This window comes from Nocardioides sp. zg-1308, from assembly GCF_013155375.1.
Taxonomy (GTDB): domain Bacteria; phylum Actinomycetota; class Actinomycetes; order Propionibacteriales; family Nocardioidaceae; genus Nocardioides; species Nocardioides renjunii.
Genome location: NZ_JABJQY010000005.1, coordinates 321,933 through 344,385, shown reverse-complemented (window position 1 = coordinate 344,385; position 22,453 = coordinate 321,933). Strand labels below are relative to the sequence as shown.

Below are 22,453 nucleotides of genomic sequence, written 5' to 3'. Positions count from 1 at the left end.
GCATGACCGACGCCCCCCGGGTCAGCCGGCACCAGGACGCCGACATCCTCGTCGGCGACGTCGCCTCGGCCCTCCTCGACCGGATCGAGACCGCGCAGGCGAGCGGCGACGTCCCGCACGTCGCGCTCACGGGCGGCTCGATCGCCGAGTCGCTGCACCGCGAGCTCGCGCGGCGCGCCCCGGACTCGTCCGTGGACTGGTCCCGCGTGGAGTTCTGGTGGGGTGACGAGCGGTTCGTGTCCGCCGGCTCCCCCGACCGCAACGCGCTCCCGGCCCGCAGCGAGTTCCTCGACGTCGTCGGTGTCGACCCGGCGCACGTGCACGAGGTGCCGTCGAGCGATCAGGTCGCCACCGCCGAGGAGTCGGCCGCGGCCTATGCCGACACGCTGCGGGCCCGTGGCGTCGAGTCGTTCGAGGTGATGATCCTCGGGCTCGGGCCCGACGGGCACTGCGCGTCGCTCTTCCCCGGCCACCCGGGCCTCGCGGTGTCGGGCGTCGCCGTGACGGCCGTCCACGACTCCCCCAAACCGCCGCCCGACCGCGTGACCCTGACCTTCGAGGCGCTCAACCGCGCCCGATCGGTCTGGTTCATCGCCAGCGGCGAGGGCAAGGCCGAGGCCGTCGCCCGCGCCCTGGCCGACGAGGGATCGGTCGAGGAGACGCCGGCGCGCGGGGTCCGCGGTGACGAGACGGTCTGGTGGCTCGACGAACCCGCCGCCTCCGCCCTCCCCGCCCTCCCCGCCCTCCCCGCCTGAACTACACGTGACCGGGCACGTCCTGCCCGTCCTGCGCGCCGACCGGGCACTTCCTGCCCGTCCGGGTCTCCGACCGGGCACGTCCTGCCCGTCCGGTCAGCGCGAGAGGTCGATGTACGTCGGTCGGCGGGCAGCCGCGGCCGCGTGGCCCGCGCGGAGCCGGTCGCTGGCCGCGAGCTCGCGACCGTAGACGTCCTCCTTCGTGAACACGTCCATCTGCCACCCGCGCTCGTCGCGCAACCAGTCGAGCCGTGCTTCGTCGTGCTCGCTCACCTCGTCGCCGTGGTAGGCCTCGCCGTAGTACTCCGCGCCGTAGCGGACGCCGGCGTCGCCGACGTCGATGCGGAACCTCGGGACGCCGGCGTCGTCCTCGACCCAGACCTGCGTCTCGGGCGGCGGGAGGTCGGCGTCGTACCAGTGCAGTCGCAGGGCGCTCTCCGGAGGGGACTCCGCTCCGGCATCACCCAGCGGGGCGAGGGTGCGGAGCTGGCGGATGCCCCGGTGGCCTGCGAACCGAGGCACCTCACGGAGCAGCAGCCCATGGTCGAGCCCGATACGCAGGAAGCCGTCGATGGCGGCGAGGGCGTCGAAGCGCCAGAGCAGGCGGCCGAGGTCGCACGCGGTCCGGAGCGGCGTCGTGACGGTGAGGGCGCCGATCTGCTCGAGGTCGCGGGTGGTGAGCTCGCGGATGCCGCTCGCGACGCCCGGTCGGCGCATCCGGCTGCCCGACCGGCTGAACACGTCGAGCACCGGCATCTCGTGGATCGCCGAACGAGGCAGCGCGTCGACGCCGTGCAGCCATGCCGCGGTGCGGTCGACGACGACCGCGTGCTCGGGGACGACCAGCTCGAGCGCGGCGACGCGGAGTCGGAGGGAGTCCGGCACGGCGGCGGCCACGAAGACGCCACGCAGCACCGGTCGCAGCAGGCCGCGCTCGACCAGGCGTCGCCGCAGGCTCTCACCGACCCCGAGACGGGTCGCCCCAGCGGCCGAGAGGGGACGGTCCAACGGGATCGGCGCGTCGACGCCCAGCGCCTCGACGTCGCGGCACCAGGCGGGCATGACGTGCATCCGGCCAGCCTGCCGCCTGCCGGCGGAGGACGTCGTACGTCATCCACAGCGGCAGGCCCGGACCGGCACGAAGTGCCCGGTCAGCGTTCAGGACGGGCACGAAGTGCCCGGTCAGGGCTCAGGACGGGCACGAAGTGCCCGGTCACGTGAAGTTCAGAAGATGATCTCGCCGGCCTTGCGGCGGCTGCGCAGGAGCGCGACGGCCTCGTCGAGGATGTCGGCCGCCTCGGTCTCGCTGCGACGCTCCTTCACGTAGGCGAGGTGCGTCTTGTAGGGCTCGATCTTCGGCGCCGGCGGCGGGTTCTCGGAGTCGAGGCTCGCCGGCAGGCCGCACTTGGGGCAGTCCCACGAGTCGGGCGCGGCGGCCTCGATCGCGAAGGTGACCACCGAGCGGTGGTCGTGGCTGCAGAAGTAGGTCACCGTCTGCCGGGGCGCCGCCTCTCCACGCTCGGCCTCCCCCATCGGTCCGGCGCCGACCCGACTACCGCGGATCGCGTTTCCACCACCAGCCACGACAACTCCTTCGCCAGAACCTTGGGACAGACAGAGACAGGGACAGTGCGGGGCGGACGATCAGGCGCCGCTGTAGGCCTTGAGCAGGCCCAGGGCGACGATGCAGGCGAACCAGATGACGCCGACGCCGATCGTGAAGCGGTCGAGGTTGCGCTCCGCCACCGAGGATCCGCCCAGGCTGCTGGAGACGCCGCCGCCGAACATGTCGGACAGGCCACCACCGCGGCCCTTGTGGAGCAGCACCAGCAGGATCATGATCGCGCTGGTGATGACCAGCAGGACGGTGAAGAGCGGAATCACGAGCGGAATCCTACGTCACGCCGTCGGGATCCGGTGAGGGGCCTCACAGCACCGGCATGTCGTAGAAGCGGCAGATGCCGCCGAACTCGTCGACCTGCAGGCTCGCGCCGCCGACGAGGCACCCGTCGACGTCCGACTTGTCCATGATCCCGCCCACGTTGGCGGCCTTGACCGACCCGCCGTAGAGGATCCGCAGGCCGTCGGCCGCGGCGTCGCCGTGCACCTCGCGCACCCGCCCACGGATGGCCGCACACACCTCCTGCGCGTCGTCGGGCGTCGCCACCTCGCCGGTGCCGATGGCCCACACGGGCTCGTAGGCGACCACGAGGCCGGCCACCTGCTCGGCGGTGAACCCGTCGAGCGAGCCGTCGACCTGCGTGAGCGTGAACGGCACGTGCTCGCCGGCCTGACGCACGTCGAGGCCCTCGCCCACGCACACGATCGGCGTCATCCCGGCCGCCAGCGACTTGTGAGCCTTGGCGTTGACCAGCTCGTCGCTCTCGTGGTGGTACATCCGGCGCTCGGAGTGGCCGACCACGACGTAGGAGCAGCCGAGCTTGGCCAGCATCGCGGCGGAGATCTCCCCGGTGTAGGCGCCGTTGTCGTGGACCGACACGTCCTGCGCGCCGTAGCGGATCGACAGCCGGTCGCCGTCCACGAGCGTCTGCACCGAGCGCAGGTCGGTGTAGGGCGGCACGACGACGACCTCGACCTTGCCGAAGTCGTGGCGCTTGTCCGCCAGCGTCCAGGCGAGCTTCTGGACCAGCACCACCGCTTCCTGGTGGGTCAGGTTCATCTTCCAGTTGCCCGCCATCAGCGGGGTGCGGGTGTTCTTCGTGCCAGCCACTGCGTCACGCCCTCTCGAGTACTGCGATCCCGGGGAGCTCCTTGCCCTCCAGGAACTCCAGCGACGCGCCACCGCCGGTGGAGATGTGGCCGAACGCGGCCTCGTCGAAGCCCAGCTGGCGCACGGCCGCGGCCGAGTCGCCGCCGCCCACGACGGACAGGCCTCCCGACGAGGTGACCTCGGTGAGCGCCTGCGCCACCGCGCGGGTGCCCTCGGCGAAGGCGGCCACCTCGAACACGCCCATGGGGCCGTTCCAGAAGACCGTCTGCGCGTCGGACAGTGCCGCCGCGAAGGCGGCCGCGGACTCGGGCCCGATGTCGAGCCCGAGCGCGTCGGCGGGGATCTCCGAGGCTGGTACGACGCTGGGCTGGGGCTCGCGGTCGCCCGACGGGAACGCCGTGTCGACCACGACGTCGGTCGGCAGGACGATCTCCACCCCGCGGTCGGCCGCCTCGCTGAGGTAGCGGGTGCACGTGTCGAGCTGGTCCTCCTCGAGCAGGCTCTTGCCGACCTCGTGCCCCTGGGCCTTGAGGAAGGTGAACACCATGCCGCCGCCGATGAGCAGCTTGTCGGCCTTGTCGATCAGGTTGTCGATCACGCCGAGCTTGTCGGAGACCTTCGAGCCGCCGAGGACGACGACGTAGGGGCGCTCCGGGTGCTCGGTGAGCCGGCGCAGCACCTCGACCTCGGCCGCGACCAGGCCGCCCATCGCCGACGGCAGTCGCAGCGCGACCTCGTAGACGCTGGCCTGCCGGCGGTGGACGACGCCGAAGCCGTCCGAGACGAAGGCGTCGGCCAGCTGCGCGAGCTGGTCGGCGAACGCCCCGCGCACGGAGTCGTCCTTGCTCGTCTCGCCGTCGTTGAACCGGACGTTCTCGAGCACGGCGATCCCGCCGTCCTCCAGGCCGGCCACGGTCTCGCTCGCGCTGGCCCCGACCGTGTCGGTGGCGAACGCGACCGGCCGCTCGAGCAGCTCGGAGAGCCGCGCGGCGACCGGCTCGAGGGAGTACCTCGGGTCGGGCGAGCCGTCCGGGCGGCCCAGGTGGGCGGTCACGACCACCCGGGCGCCCGCGTCGGACAGCTGCGTGATGGTCGGCACGCTCGCGCGGATCCGGCCGTCGTCGGTGATGGTGGTGCCGTCGAGGGGCACGTTGAGGTCCGAGCGGACCAGCACGCGCTTGCCCCTCAGGTCACCCAGCGACTCGATGCCTGCGGTGTGGGACATCGAGGTCAGAGCGACGTGCCGACGTGCGTGATCAGGTCGGCGAGGCGGTTGGAGTAGCCCCACTCGTTGTCGTACCAGCCGAGCACCTTGACCTGGTTGCCGATGACCTTGGTCAGCGGGGCGTCGAAGATGCAGGACGCCGGGTCGGTGACGATGTCGGTGGAGACGATCGGGTCGGTGGAGTACTTGAGGAACCGGCCGTCGGCGGCCGCCTTGACGATGTCGTTGACCTCGTCGACCGACGTCTCGCGGCTGGCCTCGAACGTGAGGTCGGTGGCCGAGCCGGTGGGCACCGGGACGCGCATGGCGTAGCCGTCGAGCTTGCCCTTGAGCTCGGGGAGCACCAGGCCGATGGCCTTGGCGGCACCCGTCGAGGTCGGCACCATGTTGAGCGCGGCGGCGCGGGCGCGGCGCGGGTCCTTGTGGATGTTGTCCTGGAGGTTCTGGTCCGCGGTGTAGGCGTGGATGGTCGTCATCAGGCCCTTGTTGATGCCGAGGCCGTCGTGGAGCGCCTTCGCCATGGGCGCGAGGCAGTTGGTCGTGCACGACGCGTTGGAGATGACGGTGTGCTGGGCCGGGTCGTAGAGCTCGTGGTTGACGCCCATCACGATGGTGATGTCCTCGTTGGAGGCGGGCGCCGAGATGATGACCTTCTTGGCGCCGGCGTCGACGTGGGCCTTGGCCTTGGTGGCGTCGGTGAAGAAGCCGGTGGACTCGACGACGACGTCGACACCGAGGTCGCCCCACGAGAGGTTGGCCGGGTCGCGCTCGGCCGACACGGCGATCTTCTGGTCACCGACCATGATCGAGGTGTCGTCGCTCGACACGTCGGCGTCGAGGCGGCCGAGGATGGAGTCGTACTTGAGCAGGTGCGCCAGGGACGCGTTGTCGGTCAGGTCGTTGACGCCGACGATCTCGATGTCGGCGCCGGAGGCGCGGACGGCGCGGAAGAAGTTGCGGCCGATGCGGCCGAAGCCGTTGATGCCTACGCGGACGGTCATGGGTGCATGTCTCCTAGGTGGGGCCTTCGGTGACCCCGTCGACAACTCTGGCCTTCGGTGACCAGCATCACCGAGCCTATCGGCTGCCGACCGGCCCCCGGACCGGGGTCGCCCACGCTACGGACAGGTAACTTTGGATCGATCCAAGACCGTCACCCTCCGGTCACCCGTACGTCGCCCGGGTGACGATCCGGCGCCGCCGGGCAGCGCGCTCAGGCGTCCTCGGCGAGCATCTCCGGCGTCAGGGACGCCTCGGTGTCGGGGATGCCGAGCTCCTCGGCGCGCTTGTCGGCCATCGCGAGCAGGCGGCGGATCCGCCCGGCGATCGCGTCCTTGGTGAGCACCGGGTCGTGGAGCTGGCCGAGCTCCTCGAGGGAGGCCTGCTTGTGCTCGAGCCGCAGGTGCCCGGCCTGGCGGAGGTGGTCGGGGATCTCCTCGCCGAGGATCTCCAGCGCACGGTCGACGCGGGCGCCCGCCGCGACCGCGGCCCGGGCGGACCGGCGCAGGTTGGCGTCGTCGAAGTTGGCCAGCCGGTTGGCCGTCGCGCGGACCTCGCGGCGCATCCGCCGCTCCTCCCAGGCCATCAGCGACTCGTGGGCGCCGAGGCGGGTGAGCAGCGCGCCGATGGCGTCGCCGTCGCGGATCACGACGCGGTCGACCCCGCGCACCTCGCGCGCCTTGGCGGAGATGCCGAGGCGACGGGCGACGCCCACGATCGCGAGGGCGGCCTCGGGGCCGGGGCAGGTGATCTCGAGGGAGGACGAGCGCCCCGGCTCGGTGAGCGAGCCGTGGGCGAGGAAGGCACCCCGCCACGCGGCCACGGCGTCGCAGCCGCCGCCGCTGACGACGGCCGGCGGCAGGCCACGCACCGGGCGGCCGCGCTGGTCGAGCAGGCCGGTCTGCCGCGCGAGCGCCTCACCGTCCTTGGTGACCCGGACGATGTAGCGGCTGCCCTTGCGGATGCCGTTGCCCTGCACCATGACCACGTCGGAGGGGTGGCCGTAGACCTCGGAGATGTCGGTGCGCAGCCGGCGAGCGGCGGCGCCGGTGTCGAGCTCGGCCTCCACGACGATGCGGCCGCTCACGATGTGCAGTCCGCCGGCGAAGCGGAGCATCGAGGCGACCTCGGCCTTGCGGCAGCAGGTCTTGGTGATCTGGGTGGAGGCGAGCTCTGCCTTCACCTGTGCCGTCATTGCCATGGGCGGAATCCTGCCATGCGGGTCAACGACCCTCGCGCGCTCGGGTCAGCCCTCGTCGACGATCCGGCGGAAGGCGGCCGCGAGGCGGTCGGGATCGTGACGCGGCTCCCCCGGCACGGCGATGTCGTCCACCACCAGCCGGGCTCCCCGGTCGGTGACGACCGTCTCGAGCTGCTCGCGGTCGCCGACCAGTGAGGACGCGTCGACGACGACGGCGTGCACGGTCAGGTCGGGTGCGTGCTCGAACAGCGCGGCGAGGTGGTCGGCCGGGCCGAAGCCGGTGGTCTCCCCCGCCTGGGCCTCGAGGTTGAGCACCACCACGAGGCGTGCCTCGGTCTCCGCCAGGGCGCGGCGCAGGCCCGGCACCATGAGGTGCGGGATCACCGAGCTGAACCAGGACCCGGGGCCCAGCACGACCCACTCGGCGGCCAGGATCGCCTCCACCGCCTCGGCGCACGCCTGCGGGTCCTCGGGGACCAGGGCGACCGACTCGATCTGCCCGGCCGTGGTCGCGACCTCCACCTGGCCGCGTACGACGCTGACGGCCGCCGGCTGAGCGGGGTCCGCGCCGCGGACGCGGGCCGTGATGTCCATCGGCGTGGTGGCCATCGGCAGCACCCGCCCGTGGGCGCCGAGCAGCCGGCCCACCCAGTCGAGCGCGCGGACGTGGTCGCCCATCAGCTCCCACAGGCCGACGATGAGCAGGTTGCCGATGACGTGGCCGTTCATCTCGCCCTGACCGGCGAACCGGTGCTGGATGACGTCGGCCCAGGTGCGGCCCCACTCGTCGTCGCCGCACAGCGCGGCCAGCGCCATCCGCAGGTCGCCCGGGGGCAGGACGCCGAACTCGCCACGCAGCCGGCCCGACGAGCCGCCGTTGTCGGCGACGGTCACCACTGCGGTCAGGTCGTCGATGGTGAGGTCGTCCTTGAGGCGGCGCAGCGCCGACAGGGTGGCGAAGAGGCCGTGACCGCCGCCGAGGGCCACCGCGGCCTGCGCGGTGTCGCGGGCCACGTCACTCCCTGCCGAGGTCGCGGTGGGAGGTGCTGACGTCGTAGCCCGCCTCCCGCATCAGGCCGGCGATGGCCTCGGTCATCGCCACGCTGCGGTGCTTGCCGCCGGTGCACCCGACGGCGACCTGCATGAAGCGCTTGCCCTCGTGGAGGTAGCCCTCGGCGATGGTGCGCAGCACCGGGAGGTACTGCTCGAGGAAGGTCCCGGCGCCCGGCTGCGAGAGGACGTAGGCGGCGACGTCGGGGTCGCGGCCGTTCTGCGGCCGCAGCTCGGGGACCCAGTGGGGGTTGGGCAGGAACCGCATGTCGGCGACCCAGTCGGCGTCGACGGGGATGCCGTACTTGAAGCCGAAGCTGATGACGGTCACCTTGAGCCGCGTCGTGGTCGCGGTGCCGAAGAGCTCGGTGATCTTGTCCTGCAGCTGGTGCACGTTGTAGTTGGACGTGTCGAGCAGCACGTCGGCGTCGCCGCGGATCTCGGCCATCGCCCCGCGCTCGCGCTGGAGGCCGTGGAGCAGGCGGCCGCTGCCCTGCAGCGGGTGGGGGCGACGTGCCGCCTCCTGGCGGCGGACCAGGACGTCGTCGGTCGCCTCGAGGAACAGCAGCGTCGTGGGCCGGCCGGTGACCTGCTGGTGGCGGTTGGCCTGGAGCGAGTCGAAGAACGACCCGGACCGGACGTCGACGACCACCGCGATCGGCTGGTGGATGCCCTTGCTGTCGTCGACGAGGCGTACGACGTCGCGCACCAGCGTCGGCGGGAGGTTGTCGACCACGAAGTAGCCGAGGTCCTCCAGCTCCTTGGCCGCGGTGCTGCGTCCGGCGCCGGTCATGCCGGTGACGATGACCAGCTCGCCGGGGGTCGGCTCGGGCATTCAGTCGTCCTCCAGGATCTCGCCGGTGGCGGTGTTGACCGCCGGCTCTCGGGGTGCAGTCTTGCGGGTCGCGTCGGCCTTCGCGACCGCGTCCTTGATGGCGGTCGCCGTGCGGGGGCCGATGCCCGGCACGAGCGCGATCTGGTCGGCCTCGGCCTCGCGGAGCTTCTTGAGCGAGCCGAAGTGCTTGAGCAGCGTCTTGCGCCGCACCTCACCGAGGCCCGGCACGTCGTCGAGCATGCTCTCCACCATCGACTTGGACCGGCGGCCGCGGTGGTGGGTGATGGCGAACCGGTGGGCCTCGTCGCGGATGCGCTGGAGCAGGTAGAGGCCCTCGCTGGTGCGCGCCATGATGACCGGGTCCTCCTCCCCCGGCAGCCACACCTCCTCGAGCCGCTTGGCCAGGCCGCACACCGGGATGTCGTTGAGCCCGAGCTCGGCGAGGGCCTGCTGCGCGGCCGCCACCTGCGGCGGCCCACCGTCGACGACGACCAGCGACGGGGCGTACGCGAACTTGCGCGGGCGGCCGGTGTCCGGATCGATCAGCATGGGGCCGGAGTCGGTGGCCACCGTCTCGCTGCGTGCCTGCTCGTCGAGGAGGCGACGGAACCGCCGGGTGATCACCTCGTGCATCGACGCGACGTCGTTCTGGCCGTCGACGCCGCGGATGACGAACCGGCGGTACTCCGACTTGCGGGCCAGCCCGTCCTCGAAGACCACCATCGAGGCGACGACCTCGGTGCCCTGGAGGTTGGAGACGTCGTAGCACTCGATCCGCAGCGGCACCTCGTCGAGGCCGAGGGCCTGCTGGATCTCCTCGAGCGCCCGGTTGCGGGTGGTGAGGTCGCTGGCGCGCTTGGTCTTGTGGAGCGCCAGCGCCTGCAGGGCGTTGGTCGCGACGGTCTGCTGCAGGTCGCGCTTGTCGCCGCGCTGCGGGACCCGGATGGCGACCTTGCTGCCGCGCCGCTCGCCGAGGAGCTCCTCGAGGACGTCGTGGTCGGGCGGCAGGGCCGGCACCAGGACCTCGCGCGGGATGGAGTCGGACTCACCGCCGTAGAGCTGGAGCAGGAAGTCCTGCACGAGCTCGGGGGTGCCGCCCTCGTCGGTGCGGTCGGCCACCCACCCCCGCTGTCCGCGGATCCGCCCGCCGCGGACGTAGAAGATCTGCACGGCCACCTCGAGCGGGTCCTCCGCCAGGGCGATCACGTCGGCGTCGGTGCCGTCGCCGAGGACCACCGCCTGCTTCTCGAGGGCCCGGTTGAGGGCCCCGAGGTCGTCACGCAGCCGGGCGGCCTTCTCGAAGTCGAGCGCCTCCGAGGCGGCGTACATCTCGCGCTCGACGCGCCGGGTGAACGCCGCGGTGTTGCCGCCCATGAAGTCGCAGAAGTCGTCCACGATCTCGCGGTGCTCCTCCGCGGTGACGCTGCCGACGCAGGGGGCGGAGCACTTGTCGATGTAGCCGAGGAGGCACGGCCGGCCGATCTGCGCCGAGCGCTTGAAGACGCCGTTGCTGCACGAGCGCATCGGGAAGACGCGCAGCAGCAGGTCGACGGTCTCGCGGATGGCCCACGCGTGGCTGTAGGGGCCGAAGTAGCGGGTGCCCTTGCGCTTGGCGCCGCGGCCGACCATCACCCGGGGGAACTCCTCGCCCACCGTGACGGCGAGCCAGGGGTAGGACTTGTCGTCGCGGTACTTGACGTTGAACCGCGGGTCGAACTCCTTGATCCAGCTGTACTCCAGCTGGAGCGCCTCGACCTCCGTGTCGACGACCGTCCACTCCACGCTCGCGCCCGTGGTGACCATGCTGGCCGTGCGCGGGTGCAGGTTGCCGATGTCCTGGAAGTAGGACGAGAGGCGTGAGCGGAGGCTCTTGGCCTTGCCGACGTAGATGACGCGACCCTTGGCGTCGCGGAACCGGTAGACCCCCGGACTGGTCGGGATCGACCCCGGCGCAGGGCGGTAGGAGCTCGGGCTTGCCACCCGACAACCCTACGGGCGGCCCCCGACACCGGAGGCCGCCCGGTGGGTCACCGGAGGACGGGGATCGGCCGCTACTTCACCTTCTGCGGGCGCGACCGCAGCGAGACGGTCTGGTAGCCGGCCCGGCGTCCCGTGACCTTGACCACCAGCTTCCTGCCGCGCATGGCACGGGTCACCTCGAGCGAGCGCTTGTTCGCCTTCTTGACGGCCTTCTTGCCGAGGTACCACCGGTAGGTCAGCCGCGTCCCGGCGCTCCAGCCCGTCACCGTGGCGACTACACGCTTGCCGACCTTGGCCTTGCCGCCGATCTTCGGCCGGGAGGTGACGAGCACGCCCGGCGCCACCTGCGCCGTGGAGCCGGACCGGGCGAAGGTGGTCGTGGCGTAGCCGGCGGCCCGCGGGTACTCGCTGACCTGGATCGTCGCGCCGACGTCGGCGGGGCCAGGCTGGTAGGTCCGGGCGGTCGCGCCCGGGATCGGCGTGCCGTTGCGGATCCACTGGTAGGCGGCGGAGTAGTCCGCGGGCTTCTGGCTGTCGTAGTTGACCCAGTCCAGCCCGGTCGCGGTCAGCGTGCCGCCGAGCCGCGCGTCGCCGGTGATCAGCGGAAGGCGCTGCGCGCCCTGGGCGTACCAGGCCGCCGGGGCGACCGTCTGCGGCGCGGAGGTCCGCGACGTAGGGTCCAGCCCGGGTGCGTACGCCGTCACCACCGCGCTCAGCGCGCCGCCGGCCATGGCCGGGGTCGGGCGGAAGGCGCGGTCCTCGGCGCCCGGGACGGGCTGGCCGTCGATCAGCCACTGGTAGCGGTAGCCGGCGGGCGCGGGGCTGAAGCCGGACGGCGTGACCGTGACCTCGCGCAGGGCGGTCGCCGCGCCGACGCTGGCGGTGCCGCCCCCGACGGACGCGGCTGCGGGCGTACGCGTGATGGTCACGGTGGCGCCGCTGCCGCGCACGGTCAGCGTGCCGGAGTTGGTCCACGCCTCGTCACGCTGCAGGGCGCCGTCGTTGCTGGCGTCCGGCTTGCGGAGGAAGGCGCCGGCCTCCTCGTTCTCCCGCTCGACGACGATCCCGGGCGAGTAGGTCTGGCCGTAGCGGACCGTGGAGCTGCTGGTCGTGTAGTAGGTGCCGGCGTCGCCGCCGCCGCCGTTGCGCAGGTCGACGAAGTGCCGCAGGCCCGTGTCGGGGTCGATGAAGGTGACGCTGCGCAGCCCGCTCGTCGCCCCGCGGGAGGCGAGGGTCCAGGTGCCGCCGGCGGTGCCGTCGACGACCTCGCCGGGGGCGGTGATGCCCTGCTCCCACCGGTAGACGGTGCCGAGCACCGGGTTGGCGAAGCCGGACGGGCCCGCGCCCATCACCTCGTAGAGGTTGCCGTACTCGGCGGCGGCGGTGTTGGCGTGCTCGAGGCTCACGTTGTGGCCGTACTCGTGCTCCAGGACGATCCGGAAGTCGGCTCTGGCCTCGGCCTGGAGGATGACGGGTCCGCCGCTGGCGAACGACGAGCCCAGCCGGGCGCGGCCGCCGACCGTGCCGCCGCAGCCGTCGGGCACGACGACGACCAAGTGGTTGGGTGACGACCCGGAGAAGTCGACGCCCGGGAACGCCTGGCTGCCGACGCTGGCGGCGATGGCACCGAAGTCGGCGCCGCCCGCGCCGAGGCCGCAGCCGGACGCGGTGGAGCCCGCGGCCGACGCGACGGGCACGACCGGTGACGCCGTCGTCCAGGACGGGATCTGGCCGCCCGACTCACGCACCCAGTACTGCTGGGCGCCGGCGAGGCCGTCGAGGATCTGCGCGTCGGTCAGTCCGACCGCGCCGAAGTTGGTCACCCTGGCGACGTACGTCGCGTGGTTGGTCGGTCCGGCGGACGGACCGGGCGATGCCACGCGGGCGCTCACCACCTCCAGCGGCGTGCCGTCGGCGGCGGCCCGGCTGAGCGCGCCGGCCCGCGCCGGACCGGTCAGCGTCCTGCCCTCGCCCGTGCCCGGTGCGGCCAGCATGCCGGTGAAGTCCGACAGCGGGTCGGCGGTGAACCCGTCGGCCAGCTCGACCTCGGTCCCGGAGGGCAGCAGCAGCGAGTAGCGGTCCGGGTCGCCGCCCTCGCCGGCCACCACCAGGACCGTGCCGGTGACGTCGAGGGTGTCGCGCGACGTCCCGCCGGGGGCGGACGCGCCACCCTGGGCCGGGGTCAGCAGCGCCGCTGCGACGGCGACCGCGGTGGCGACCGTGAGACGTGCTCGGACAGCCGTCGAGACCATGTGGTGCTCCCCCTGCGCGTGCCCCCCGTCAGGGCAGTCGCGGGCATTCTGTCCCAGAGCACGGCCTCCTGCACCCGGACCCGCAGGTCGCCCGCAGGAGTTGCGTCAGGCGCGGGTGATGGAGTCCCCGTCGACCGTGATCTCGACCGCCTCGAGGGGCGCCGAGGCCGGGCCGGACAGCGGCGAGCCGTCCTCCAGCGAGAAGCGGCTGGCGTGGCAGGGACACGGGATCTCGCCCTCGCTGCTGGTCTCCACGAGGCAGCCCTGGTGGGTGCACACGGCGGAGAACGCCTTGAAGTCACCCTCCGTCGGCTGGGTCACGACGACCTTGGCGCCGGTCACCACGAGGCAGCCGCCGACCGGTACGTCGGCGGCGCTGGCCAGCGCCTCGCCACCCGCCGCCCCGCCGCTCTCCTCCTCGGTGGGCTCGCCGGTCGGCTCGTCGCCACCCGACGTGGCGGGGTCGGTCGCGCTGGTGTCGTCGTCGGAGCCGCACGCGGCCAGGACGGGGACACCGAGGGCGACCGCGGCGGAACCGGACAGGGCACGACGTCTGTTGATCGTGGTCATGCGAGCGACCCTAGCCAGCGCACCTGTGAGGAGACTGTGACTACGACGACTTCTTGGCGGCGGCTCGCTTGACCGGTGCCTTCCTCGCGGGAGCCTTGGTGGTCGCCTTGGTGGTCGCCTTGCGCGTCGCGGTCTTGCGGGCGGGCACGGACGCCGCGGCCGCGGCCCGTCGCGGGGCGCCGGGCTGCTTGGCCCCGCGGCCCTCGAGGATCGGCTTGAGGAACGCGCCGGTGTGGCTCTCCGCGACCGCCGCCACCGCCTCGGGCGTGCCCTCCGCGACGACGAGGCCGCCGCGCGACCCGCCCTCGGGCCCCATGTCGATGAGCCAGTCAGCCGTCTTGATGACGTCGAGGTTGTGCTCGATGACGAGGACCGTGTTGCCCTTGTCGACCAGGCCGGACAGCACGTGGAGCAGCTTGCGGATGTCCTCGAAGTGCAGGCCGGTGGTCGGCTCGTCGAGGACGTAGACGGTGCGGCCGGTGGACCGCTTCTGCAGCTCGCTCGCCAGCTTGACGCGCTGCGCCTCGCCGCCGGACAGCGTCGTGGCCGGCTGGCCGAGCCGGACGTAGCCGAGCCCGACCTCGCCGAGTGTCTGCATGTGGCGGGAGATCGCCGGGACGGCGGCGAAGAAGTCGGCCGCCTCCTCGATCGGCATGTCGAGGACCTCGGCGATCGTCTTGCCCTTGTAGTGGACCTCGAGCGTCTCGCGGTTGTAGCGGGCGCCGTGGCACACCTCGCACGGGACGTAGACGTCGGGCAGGAAGTTCATCTCGATCTTGATCGTGCCGTCGCCGGAGCACGCCTCGCAGCGGCCGCCCTTGACGTTGAACGAGAACCGGCCCTGGAGGTAGCCGCGCATCTTGGCCTCCGGGGTGGAGGCGAAGAGCCGGCGGATGTGGTCGAAGACGCCGGTGTAGGTGGCGGGGTTGGACCGCGGGGTGCGGCCGATCGGCGACTGGTCGACGTGGATGACCTTGTCGACGTGCTCGAGGCCCGAGATCTTGGTGTGCCGCCCGGGGACCGTGCGGGCGTTGTAGATCTGCTTGGCCAGCGAGGTGTAGAGGATGTCGTTGACCAGCGTCGACTTGCCGGAGCCGGAGACGCCCGTGACCGCGGTGAAGACGCCGAGCGGGAAGCTGACGTCGACGTTCTGCAGGTTGTGCTCGCGCGCGCCGTGGACCGTGAGCTCACGGCCCTTGGTGCGCGGGCGGCGTACGGCGGGGACGGGGATCTCGCGGCGACCGCTGAGGTATTGCCCGGTCATCGAGTCGGGGTGAGCCAACAGGTCCTCGACGGACCCGGAGTGGACGACCTGGCCGCCGTGCTCGCCGGCGCCCGGGCCGATGTCGACGACCCAGTCGGCGACGCGCACGGTGTCCTCGTCGTGCTCGACGACGATGAGGGTGTTGCCGAGGTCCTTGAGCCGGATCAGCGTCTCGATGAGCCGCTGGTTGTCGCGCTGGTGGAGGCCGATGGACGGCTCGTCGAGGACGTAGAGCACACCGACCAGGCCGGCACCGATCTGCGTCGCGAGCCGGATGCGCTGGGCCTCGCCGCCGGACAGCGACCCGCTGGGCCTGTCGAGGGAGAGGTAGTCGAGGCCGACGTCGAGCAGGAAGCGCAGGCGCTCCTGGATCTCCTTGAGCACCCGCTCACCGATCTGGCGCTCACGGGTGGAGAGCTCGACGGTGCGGAGGTACTCGGCCGTCTCGTCGATCGACATGGCGCAGACCTCGGCGATGTTCTTGCCGCCCTGGTCCTTGGCGCCGAGGGTCACCGACACCGAGACCGGCTTGAGCCGGGTGCCTTGGCACGCGGGGCACGGGACCTCGCGCATGAAGCCCTCGAAACGCTCGCGGCTCGTGTCGGACTCGGCCTCCTTGTGGCGCCGCTCGACGTAGGGGCGCACGCCCTCGAAGGCGGCGTAGTAGGCCCGCTCGCGGCCGTAGCGGTTGCGGGTGACGACGTGGACCTTGGTCTTGTGGCCCTCGAGCAGGGACGTGCGCGCCTTGGGCGTCAGCTGGTCCCACGGCGTGTTGAGGTCGAAGCCCAGCTCCTCGCCGAGCGCGTTGACGAGCCGGAGGAAGTAGTCGGCGACGTGCGCGCCGCTCCACGGCGCGATGGCACCCTCGCCGAGGGTGGCGCCGGGGTTCGGCACGACGAGCTCGGGGTCGACCTCCATCTTGGTGCCGAGGCCCGAGCAGACCTGGCACGCACCGAAGGGCGAGTTGAACGAGAACGAGCGCGGCTCGAGGTCGTCGGTGTCGATGGTGTGGTCGTTGGGGCACGCCATCTTCTCCGAGAACCGCATCTCGCGACCGGGGTCCTTGGCGTCGAGGTCGACGAAGTCGACGACGACGAGGCCACCGGCGAGCCCGAGCGCGGTCTCCACCGAGTCGGTCAGCCGGCGCTTGGACGACTCCTTGACCGCGAGCCGGTCGACCACGACCTCGATCGTGTGCTTGAGCTTCTTGTCGAGCACGGGGGGCTCGTCGAGGGTGTGCGTCTGGCCGTCGACGCGCGCGCGGCTGAAGCCCTGCTGCTGGAGCTGGCGGAAGAGCTCGACGTACTCGCCCTTGCGGCCGCGGATGACCGGGGCGAGCACCTGGAACCGGCGACCCTCCTCCAGCGACAGGATGCGGTCGACGATCTGCTGCGGCGTCTGGCGCTCGATCGGCGCACCGCAGGTCGGGCAGTGGGCGCGGCCGGCCCGGGCGTAGAGCAGGCGGAGGTAGTCGTAGACCTCGGTGATTGTGCCGACGGTGGAGCGCGGGTTCTTCGAGGTGGACTTCTGGTCGATGCTGACCGCGGGGCTGAGGCCCTCGATGAAGTCGACGTCGGGCTTGTCCATCTGACCGAGGAACTGGCGCGCGTAGGCGGACAGCGACTCGACGTAGCGACGCTGGCCCTCGGCGAAGATCGTGTCGAAGGCGAGGCTGGACTTGCCCGACCCGGACAGGCCCGTGAAGACGATGAGCGAGTCGCGCGGCAGGTCGAGCGAGACGTCCTTGAGGTTGTGCTCGCGGGCGCCCCGGATGATGAGCTGGTCGGCCACTGTGGTCCTCGTTCTGGCAGCGTGGTGGAGTCGAACACATGTTCGTCTCGATGGGCGCGGAGGGTCAACCCGGCGCGCCGTTCCACCTTCTCACGCAGCACCGACAGCGGGGCCATCGAGCACCCGCTCGGGTGGACGGTGCACGCTGGACGGTGGTGGCACGATGGGCCTGTGATCGACGTCCCGCGACCGTCCCCCGACCTGCTGGTCGACGCCGATCGAGCGCTCGTCCGCACGGTCGACCAACTCTCCGACTCCCAGTATGCCGAGCCCTCACAACTCCCCGGCTGGTCGCGCGCCCACGTCGTCGCCCACCTGGCGCTCAACGCGGAGGCGCTGGCGGGCGTGCTGCACGGGGCCCACCTCGGTCAGCCCCGGCCGATGTACGCCTCCCCCGAGGCGCGCGACACCGACATCGAGGCGCTCGCCGCCGCCGACCCCGGAGAGGTCCGCGAGCGGTTCCTCGCCTCGCAGGGGCAGTTCCGGCAGGCGCTCGAGGCGATGACCGAGGGCGACTGGGACGGACGGTTCGAGCGGACGCCGGGCGGCCCGTCGTTCGGGCTCGCCAACGTCGCGCCCATGCGGCTGCGGGAGGTCGAGGTCCACCACGCCGACCTGGGCGCCGGCTACGCCGCCGCCGACTGGCCGGAGGGGTTCCGCCGGCTGCTGCTCGACTCGATGGCCAAGCGGCCCTTCCCCGCACCCTTCGACGTACGCGCCACCGACCTCGACGGCACCTGGCACCTCGGCCGGGCCGGTGACCAGCGCGGTGACCAGCGCGACGGTGCTGTCGTGCCGGTGGTCACGGGCACGTCGTCCGACCTCGGCTGGTGGCTGACCGGCCGGGGTGCCGGCCAGGGACTCACGACCGACGCCGACCAGCTCCCGGAGGTGCACCCGTGGTGAACGAGTCCTACACCGGCCGGGTCTCCCCCGGCGGCCCGCCGGACGTGCGCCGGCTCGGCTGCCTGAGCCTGACCAAGGTCGCGGTCGACCCCGACATGTCCAACAACTGCTACCTGCTCCACTGCGCCGAGACCGACGAGGTGGTCCTCGTCGACGCCGCGGCCGAGCCCGACCGGTTGCTCGAGCTCATCGGCGACCGCTCCCTCACCTCGATCGTCACGACCCACCAGCACTGGGACCACCACCGCGCGCTCGCGGCCGTGAAGGCGGCGCACCCGGGGGCCACCGTTGTCGCCGGGGCGCCCGACGCCGACGCCATCGAGGAGCAGACCGGGGTGAGCGTCGACCGCCGCGTCGGCGAGGGCGACAAGATCGCCGTCGGCACCTGCGACATGACCGTCATCCCGGTCGCCGGCCACACGCCGGGCTCGATCTGCCTCGTCCTCGACGACGAGGTCGTCGCGCCGACACCTCACCTCTTCACCGGCGACTGCCTGTTCCCCGGCGGGGTGGGGGCGACCCGGGGCGACGCAGAGGCCTTCCGACAGCTCATCGGGGACGTCGAGACGAAGATCTTCGGCCGGCTCCCCGACGAGACGTGGTTCTACCCCGGCCACGGCGACGACGGCCGGCTCGGCGACGAGCGGCCCTCCCTCGGCGAGTGGCGGGCCCGCGGCTGGTGACGCTGGTCCTCGACCGCCGTGGCAGGCTGGAGGCATGAGCACGCGTGAGCTGACCCTGGCGGACTTCGAGGAGACGGTGAGCGGTGAGGGCATCGTCCTCGTCGACTTCTGGGCCGCCTGGTGCGGCCCCTGCCGCCAGTTCGCCCCCGTCTACGAGAAGGCGTCGGAGGAGCACCCGGACATCGTCTTCGGCAAGGTCGACACCGAGGCCGAGCAGCAGCTGAGCCAGATGGCCGCGATCACCTCGATCCCCACGCTGATGCTGTTCCGCGACGGGGTCCTGCTGTTCAACCAGGCCGGCGCCCTGCCGCCGCAGGCTCTCTCCGGCGTGATCGCCCAGGCCCGTGAGCTCGACATGGACGCCGTCCGCCAGGAGCTGCAGGCCGCCCAGGCAGCCGCCGGCGACGCCCCGCAGGACGAGGTGGGCCTCGACGACTTCGCCGCCGCGCACAGCCAGGGGGCCTACGTCGTCGACGTGCGCGAGGCCGACGAGGTGGCCGGCGGTCGCGTCCCCGGCGCGGTCCACATCCCGATGAACGAGGTGCCCGGCCGCGTCGCCGAGCTGCCGAAGGACCAGCCCGTCTTCGTCATCTGCCAGTCCGGCGGCCGCAGCCGCCAGGTCACCGACCACCTCCGCGCGCAGGGCGTCCCGGCCGTCAACGTGGCCGGCGGCACGGGCGGCTGGGCGCAGCGCGGCTGGCCGCTCGAGCGCTGAGCCGTCGCGGCTGGCCTCGCCGCGAGGTCAGAGCATCCGGCGCAGGATCGCCGGCCGCAGGTTGGTGAACAGGTGCGCCGCCAGGGCCACGAAGAAGGCGACGTGCGCGCCGACGTGCAGCGGCAGCCAGGCGTCGTCCCCGGTGCCGACCAGCAGCAGCCCGGAGACGGGTACGACGACGAGCAGCAGGAGCAGCGCGCGCTCGGTCCAGTGCACGAGCCGCCGGTCGGCGGCCGAGAGGTGCTCGGACCAGGGCGGCAGGCCGGCGACCCTGCGCCACAGCGGGCGAACGACGCCGAGCGCGAGCACCGTCAGCCCGAGCAGCAGGTGGAGCTCGGCGAGGTCGAACCCGCCGCCGAGCAGGTCGTAGTCGTCGGCGCGGGCCTCGCACCGGTCCTCGAGCCGGTCGAGCCGCTCCTCGAAGGCGTCGCTGGTGTCGCCGCCGCTGCGGTCCTCCCCCGGCGGGTCGCACTCACCGTCGAGGTCGAGGTTGTAGCCGACGGCGAACTGCGCGCCCACGGCGGCGACGGTCAGCCAGTGCAGGACCTTCTGCGAGGGGCGGTAGCCGCGGGTCTCCGCGACCGGCTCGGTGCTGGTGGACACGCGCAGATGCTAGGGCGTACGCCGAGGTGCCGCAGGCCCTCGAGGGGTGGGATAGCCTCGGCGCGTGCTGATCAGCGACTCCCGGAAGGTCCTCTTCGTCCACGTTCCCAAGACCGGCGGGGTGTCGGTCGAGGAGACCGTGAAGGAAGCGTGTCCGGACGCCCGGAAGGCGCGTACCCCGATCGGTCGGCACGCCACGCTCGGCAAGATCATCAAGCACGAGCCGCAGGTGCTCGACTACTGGACCTTCGGCTTCGTGCGCAACCCGTGGGCCCGGATGGTGTCGTGGTACTCGATGATCTCCGCGTGGGACCGCCGGCACGGCCCGCGGAGCGGCAAGCCGCAGGACGTCAAGCACCACTCGATGCGCGACGGCAACGACATGTGGCGCGCCGCGGCGGCCTACTCCGGCTTCGACGAGTTCGTGATGCGCGGCACCGAGGAGCTCCCGCGGGTGGGCGTCCCGCAGATCACCTACCTGCGGGCTCGCCGGCACGGCCGGGAGGTCGACTTCATCGGCCGCACCGAGAACTTCGTCGCGGACCTGCAGAAGGTGCAGGTGCAGCTCGGCCTCGAGCCGTCCACGCCGCCGCACAAGAACAAGTCCAAGCACGGGACCTACCACGACTACTACACCGACGAGACGCGCCAGCGGGTCGCCGAGGTCTACGCCGAGGACATCGACCTGTTCGGCTACACCTACTGAGACAGGCCGGGCAGGCGGGTGCCGCGGGCACCTGACCAGGTGCCCGTGTCGGCGAGCCGGCGCCAGACGTCGTACTCCGGCTCGAAGTGGGCGACCAGCGCCTCCCGCGTCGCCGGGGTGAGCTCGCCACGCTCGGCCGACGAGGCGTTGCGGCGCTCGAACTCCAGCGGCACGCCGACGCGCTCGCTGAACCACGCCGACCACACCTCGGGGTGCTCCACGCTGAGGACCCGGTCGACCGCGACCGCGCCCTGGGCGTGGATGAACCTCGCGGGCCGGCCCTGAGGCACCGGTGCGTCCGGGTCTCCGGCGAGGTAGTGCCGCGCGAAGTCCTCGAACGACATCTCGGCCGTCGAGCGGCGGCTGTCCTCGCGGGCCCGGTAGCGCCACCACGACTCCAGCCAGGCCACCGGCTCGCGGAACATCGTGACCAGCTCGTAGGAGTCGCGGGGGTGCCCGTGCACGGCGAGCTCGGGCGCCTTGGTGTGCACGAACCCGCGCGCCGGCAGGTGCTTGCGGCCGGGCGGGGAACTGACCGACTCGGTGGCGTACGGCGCCAGCGCGCGCTCCAGGGTCGTGCTCGCGGTCTTCGGCAGCGCGAGGAGCACGAAGTCCCTGCCGGGGCCGAGACCGAGGAACGTCATCACGCGCCGATCATCCCCCATCGGCTCCCCATCGGCTGCGCCTGTCACGCGTGCGTGGGCTAGCCTCGCGCCCGTGCTGATCTCCGACGCCAGGCGGGCACTGTTCGTGCACGTGCCCAAGACGGGCGGCGTCTCGGTCGGGGTCGCCTTCCAGCGCGCGTGTCCCGACGCCCGCAGCAAGACGCCGGGTGTCTCGCCGCCGCTCGGCCGGCACGCGCCGTACGAGCGGATCCTGCGCGCGGAGCCGCAGGTGGCCGACTACTGGTCCTTCGCGTTCGTCCGGAACCCGTGGGCGCGGATGGTGTCGTGGTGGTCGATGATCGACGACTGGAACCGGGCCTGGGGACCGGCCAGCGGGCGGCTGCAGGAGACGGCCACGCGGATGCGCGGCAACGAGATGTGGCGGGCGGCGGCGGCGTACGCGGACTTCGAGGAGTTCGTGCTCCGCGGGACCGACGAGCTGCCGCGGGTCGGCCGGCCGCAGGTCGACTACCTCCGGGCGGCGGACCGCGAGGTCGACTTCGTCGGGCGGACCGAGTCGTTCGCCGAGGACCTGCAGCGGGTGGAGCGACAGCTGGGCAGCGAGCCGACGCGGGTCCCGCACCGCAACAAGTCGCCGCACGGGAGCTATCGCGACTACTACACCGACGCCAGCCGGGCCAAGGTCGCCGAGGTCTACGCCCCCGACCTCGAGGCGTTCGGCTACACCTTCTGAGCGGGACCGCTCCGGCACAATGCGCGCATGACCTTCCCCGGCGGCTGGACCCGCGGCGCGCACACCTTCGACGGCGTCAGCCACCCGACCCACCGACGGGGCACCGGCCCGGGCGTCATCGTGGTGCACGAGATCCCCGGCATCACCCCGGCCGTCGCGGCGTTCGCCGAGGAGGTGGTCGACGCCGGGCACACCGTCGTGATGCCCAGCCTGTTCGGCACGGACGGGGCCGGGATGACGGTGGGCTCCACCGCTCGCGCGCTGCGGCAGGTGTGCGTGAGCCGGGAGTTCACCAAGCTCCGCACCGGCGAGACCGCTCCCGTCGCCGACTGGCTGCGCTCGCTGGCCCGCGAGCTCCACGCCGAGCTCGGCGGCCGCGGCGTGGGCGCCCTCGGCATGTGCTTCACCGGCGGCTTCGCGCTCGCGATGATGGTGGACGACTCCGTCGCCGCGCCCGTGCTGTGCCAGCCCAGCGCGCCCTTCGCCGTGACGCCGGCGAGGTCGCGCGACCTCAACCTCTCCCCCGCCGACCTCGACATCGTCAAGGGCCGCTGTGCCGCCGGCCAGCAGGTGCTCGGCCTCAAGTTCCGGTCCGACCCCGCCGTCGGCAAGCGCTTCGAGACCCTCACCACCGAGCTCGGCGACGCCTTCATCCGGGTCGAGCTCGACGGCAGGGGCCACTCCACCGTGACCGAGCAGCGGTCGCAGGAGGCGGTCGACGCCGTGCTCGGGTTCTTCCGGGAGCGGCTGCGGCCGGGGTGAGGAGGGTTGCTCCGGCGGTCGAGGACGGTCTCGCCTCCGTCGTCGAGCAGCCGAGCGAGGCACGAG

The 22,453-nt window shown here is 72.4% G+C and carries 22 protein-coding genes; 7 read left to right on the top strand and 15 right to left on the bottom strand.

From position 1 onward, the window contains the following. Positions 1-2 precede the first annotated feature (2 nt). Positions 3-755 carry a 6-phosphogluconolactonase gene (gene pgl, locus HN031_RS20265; RefSeq protein WP_172274726.1) on the top strand — a complete coding sequence of 251 codons (753 nt, stop codon included), beginning with the start codon at positions 3-5 and terminating at the stop codon, positions 753-755. 96 nt (positions 756-851) lie between these two features. On the opposite strand, the gene HN031_RS20260 is transcribed toward pgl, so the two are convergent. From HN031_RS20260 to uvrA, 13 genes are all read right to left on the bottom strand, one after another. Next, the gene (locus HN031_RS20260; protein ID WP_172274723.1) at positions 852-1,826 is read right to left on the bottom strand and encodes a hypothetical protein; all 975 of its coding nucleotides are present in this window, start codon (positions 1,824-1,826) and stop codon (positions 852-854) included. Positions 1,827-1,979: 153 nt separating this feature from the next. Next, complete coding sequence (locus HN031_RS20255; protein WP_172274720.1) at positions 1,980-2,339, bottom strand: RNA polymerase-binding protein RbpA; 360 nt, start codon at positions 2,337-2,339, stop codon at positions 1,980-1,982. Positions 2,340-2,399: 60 nt separating this feature from the next. Then, on the bottom strand, positions 2,400-2,639 hold the full coding sequence (gene secG / locus HN031_RS20250) for a preprotein translocase subunit SecG (protein WP_172274718.1): 240 nt from the start codon (positions 2,637-2,639) through the stop codon (positions 2,400-2,402). 43 nt (positions 2,640-2,682) lie between these two features. After that, the gene (gene tpiA, locus HN031_RS20245) at positions 2,683-3,453 is read right to left on the bottom strand and encodes a triose-phosphate isomerase (RefSeq protein ID WP_216652720.1); all 771 of its coding nucleotides are present in this window, start codon (positions 3,451-3,453) and stop codon (positions 2,683-2,685) included. 37 nt (positions 3,454-3,490) lie between these two features. Then, positions 3,491-4,711 carry a phosphoglycerate kinase gene (pgk, locus tag HN031_RS20240; protein ID WP_172274712.1) on the bottom strand — a complete coding sequence of 407 codons (1,221 nt, stop codon included), beginning with the start codon at positions 4,709-4,711 and terminating at the stop codon, positions 3,491-3,493. A 5-nt stretch (positions 4,712-4,716) separates the two neighbouring features. Then, entirely contained in the window at positions 4,717-5,712 is a 996-nt protein-coding gene (gene gap, locus HN031_RS20235) for a type I glyceraldehyde-3-phosphate dehydrogenase (RefSeq protein WP_172274709.1), read from the bottom strand. 212 nt (positions 5,713-5,924) lie between these two features. Next, positions 5,925-6,911: a DNA-binding protein WhiA gene (whiA, locus tag HN031_RS20230; RefSeq protein WP_172274706.1), complete on the bottom strand. Its 987-nt coding sequence runs from the start codon at positions 6,909-6,911 to the stop codon at positions 5,925-5,927. Positions 6,912-6,956: 45 nt separating this feature from the next. Continuing rightward, entirely contained in the window at positions 6,957-7,925 is a 969-nt protein-coding gene (gene yvcK / locus HN031_RS20225; protein ID WP_172274703.1) for a uridine diphosphate-N-acetylglucosamine-binding protein YvcK, read from the bottom strand. A 1-nt stretch (position 7,926) separates the two neighbouring features. Further along, entirely contained in the window at positions 7,927-8,796 is an 870-nt protein-coding gene (rapZ, locus tag HN031_RS20220) for an RNase adapter RapZ (RefSeq protein ID WP_172274701.1), read from the bottom strand. Then, positions 8,797-10,776, bottom strand: coding sequence for an excinuclease ABC subunit UvrC (uvrC, locus tag HN031_RS20215; protein ID WP_172274698.1), 1,980 nt, complete (start codon positions 10,774-10,776; stop codon positions 8,797-8,799). It abuts the gene before it with no gap. Between the two features lie 71 nt (positions 10,777-10,847). Continuing rightward, the gene (locus HN031_RS20210) at positions 10,848-13,028 is read right to left on the bottom strand and encodes a hypothetical protein (RefSeq protein WP_172274695.1); all 2,181 of its coding nucleotides are present in this window, start codon (positions 13,026-13,028) and stop codon (positions 10,848-10,850) included. 105 nt (positions 13,029-13,133) lie between these two features. Further along, the gene (locus HN031_RS20205) at positions 13,134-13,598 is read right to left on the bottom strand and encodes a Rieske (2Fe-2S) protein (protein ID WP_172274692.1); all 465 of its coding nucleotides are present in this window, start codon (positions 13,596-13,598) and stop codon (positions 13,134-13,136) included. A gap of 40 nt (positions 13,599-13,638) precedes the next feature. Further along, positions 13,639-16,653, bottom strand: coding sequence for an excinuclease ABC subunit UvrA (uvrA, locus tag HN031_RS20200; RefSeq protein WP_172274690.1), 3,015 nt, complete (start codon positions 16,651-16,653; stop codon positions 13,639-13,641). A 171-nt stretch (positions 16,654-16,824) separates the two neighbouring features. Between uvrA and HN031_RS20195 the strand changes: the two genes are divergently transcribed. From HN031_RS20195 to trxA, 3 genes are read left to right on the top strand one after another with little or no spacing between them, the layout of a single operon-like run. Beyond that, positions 16,825-17,559, top strand: coding sequence for a maleylpyruvate isomerase family mycothiol-dependent enzyme (locus HN031_RS20195; protein WP_172274687.1), 735 nt, complete (start codon positions 16,825-16,827; stop codon positions 17,557-17,559). Beyond that, positions 17,553-18,242 (top strand): MBL fold metallo-hydrolase, encoded by a 690-nt coding sequence (locus HN031_RS20190; protein WP_367650829.1) that lies wholly within the window; start codon positions 17,553-17,555, stop codon positions 18,240-18,242. Before HN031_RS20195 ends, HN031_RS20190 begins: the two co-directional genes overlap by 7 nt. Positions 18,243-18,276: 34 nt before the next feature. Further along, positions 18,277-18,957, top strand: coding sequence for a thioredoxin (gene trxA, locus HN031_RS22435; protein ID WP_216652647.1), 681 nt, complete (start codon positions 18,277-18,279; stop codon positions 18,955-18,957). Positions 18,958-18,984: 27 nt separating this feature from the next. Here the strand turns inward: trxA and HN031_RS20180 are convergent, their stop codons facing one another. After that, positions 18,985-19,560: a cytochrome b/b6 domain-containing protein gene (locus HN031_RS20180; RefSeq protein ID WP_172274684.1), complete on the bottom strand. Its 576-nt coding sequence runs from the start codon at positions 19,558-19,560 to the stop codon at positions 18,985-18,987. Between the two features lie 64 nt (positions 19,561-19,624). On the opposite strand from HN031_RS20180, the gene HN031_RS20175 reads away from it, so the two are divergent. After that, positions 19,625-20,266: a sulfotransferase family 2 domain-containing protein gene (locus tag HN031_RS20175; RefSeq protein ID WP_172274681.1), complete on the top strand. Its 642-nt coding sequence runs from the start codon at positions 19,625-19,627 to the stop codon at positions 20,264-20,266. On the opposite strand, the gene HN031_RS20170 is transcribed toward HN031_RS20175, so the two are convergent. Next, positions 20,260-20,913: a hypothetical protein gene (locus HN031_RS20170; protein ID WP_172274679.1), complete on the bottom strand. Its 654-nt coding sequence runs from the start codon at positions 20,911-20,913 to the stop codon at positions 20,260-20,262. The genes HN031_RS20175 and HN031_RS20170 overlap by 7 nt on opposite strands. Before the next feature lie 70 nt (positions 20,914-20,983). Here HN031_RS20170 and HN031_RS20165 point away from each other — a divergent pair, with 70 nt between their 5' ends. After that, entirely contained in the window at positions 20,984-21,625 is a 642-nt protein-coding gene (locus tag HN031_RS20165; RefSeq protein ID WP_172274676.1) for a sulfotransferase family 2 domain-containing protein, read from the top strand. Between the two features lie 27 nt (positions 21,626-21,652). Further along, positions 21,653-22,387 carry a dienelactone hydrolase family protein gene (locus HN031_RS20160; protein WP_172274673.1) on the top strand — a complete coding sequence of 245 codons (735 nt, stop codon included), beginning with the start codon at positions 21,653-21,655 and terminating at the stop codon, positions 22,385-22,387. The last annotated feature ends 66 nt before the right edge of the window (positions 22,388-22,453 follow it).

Bases quoted from the DNA above. Each gene is read 5' to 3' on its own strand.
- pgl (WP_172274726.1), top strand. From the start codon at position 3: ATGACCGACGCCCCCCGGGTCAGCCGGCACCAGGACGCCGACATCCTC.
- HN031_RS20260 (WP_172274723.1), bottom strand. From the start codon at position 1,826: ATGCACGTCATGCCCGCCTGGTGCCGCGACGTCGAGGCGCTGGGCGTC.
- tpiA (WP_216652720.1), bottom strand. From the start codon at position 3,453: ATGGCGGGCAACTGGAAGATGAACCTGACCCACCAGGAAGCGGTGGTG.
- pgk (WP_172274712.1), bottom strand. From the start codon at position 4,711: ATGTCCCACACCGCAGGCATCGAGTCGCTGGGTGACCTGAGGGGCAAG.
- gap (WP_172274709.1), bottom strand. From the start codon at position 5,712: ATGACCGTCCGCGTAGGCATCAACGGCTTCGGCCGCATCGGCCGCAAC.
- whiA (WP_172274706.1), bottom strand. From the start codon at position 6,911: ATGGCAATGACGGCACAGGTGAAGGCAGAGCTCGCCTCCACCCAGATC.
- rapZ (WP_172274701.1), bottom strand. From the start codon at position 8,796: ATGCCCGAGCCGACCCCCGGCGAGCTGGTCATCGTCACCGGCATGACC.
- HN031_RS20210 (WP_172274695.1), bottom strand. From the start codon at position 13,028: ATGGTCTCGACGGCTGTCCGAGCACGTCTCACGGTCGCCACCGCGGTC.
- HN031_RS20205 (WP_172274692.1), bottom strand. From the start codon at position 13,598: ATGACCACGATCAACAGACGTCGTGCCCTGTCCGGTTCCGCCGCGGTC.
- trxA (WP_216652647.1), top strand. From the start codon at position 18,277: ATGAGCACGCGTGAGCTGACCCTGGCGGACTTCGAGGAGACGGTGAGC.
- HN031_RS20160 (WP_172274673.1), top strand. From the start codon at position 21,653: ATGACCTTCCCCGGCGGCTGGACCCGCGGCGCGCACACCTTCGACGGC.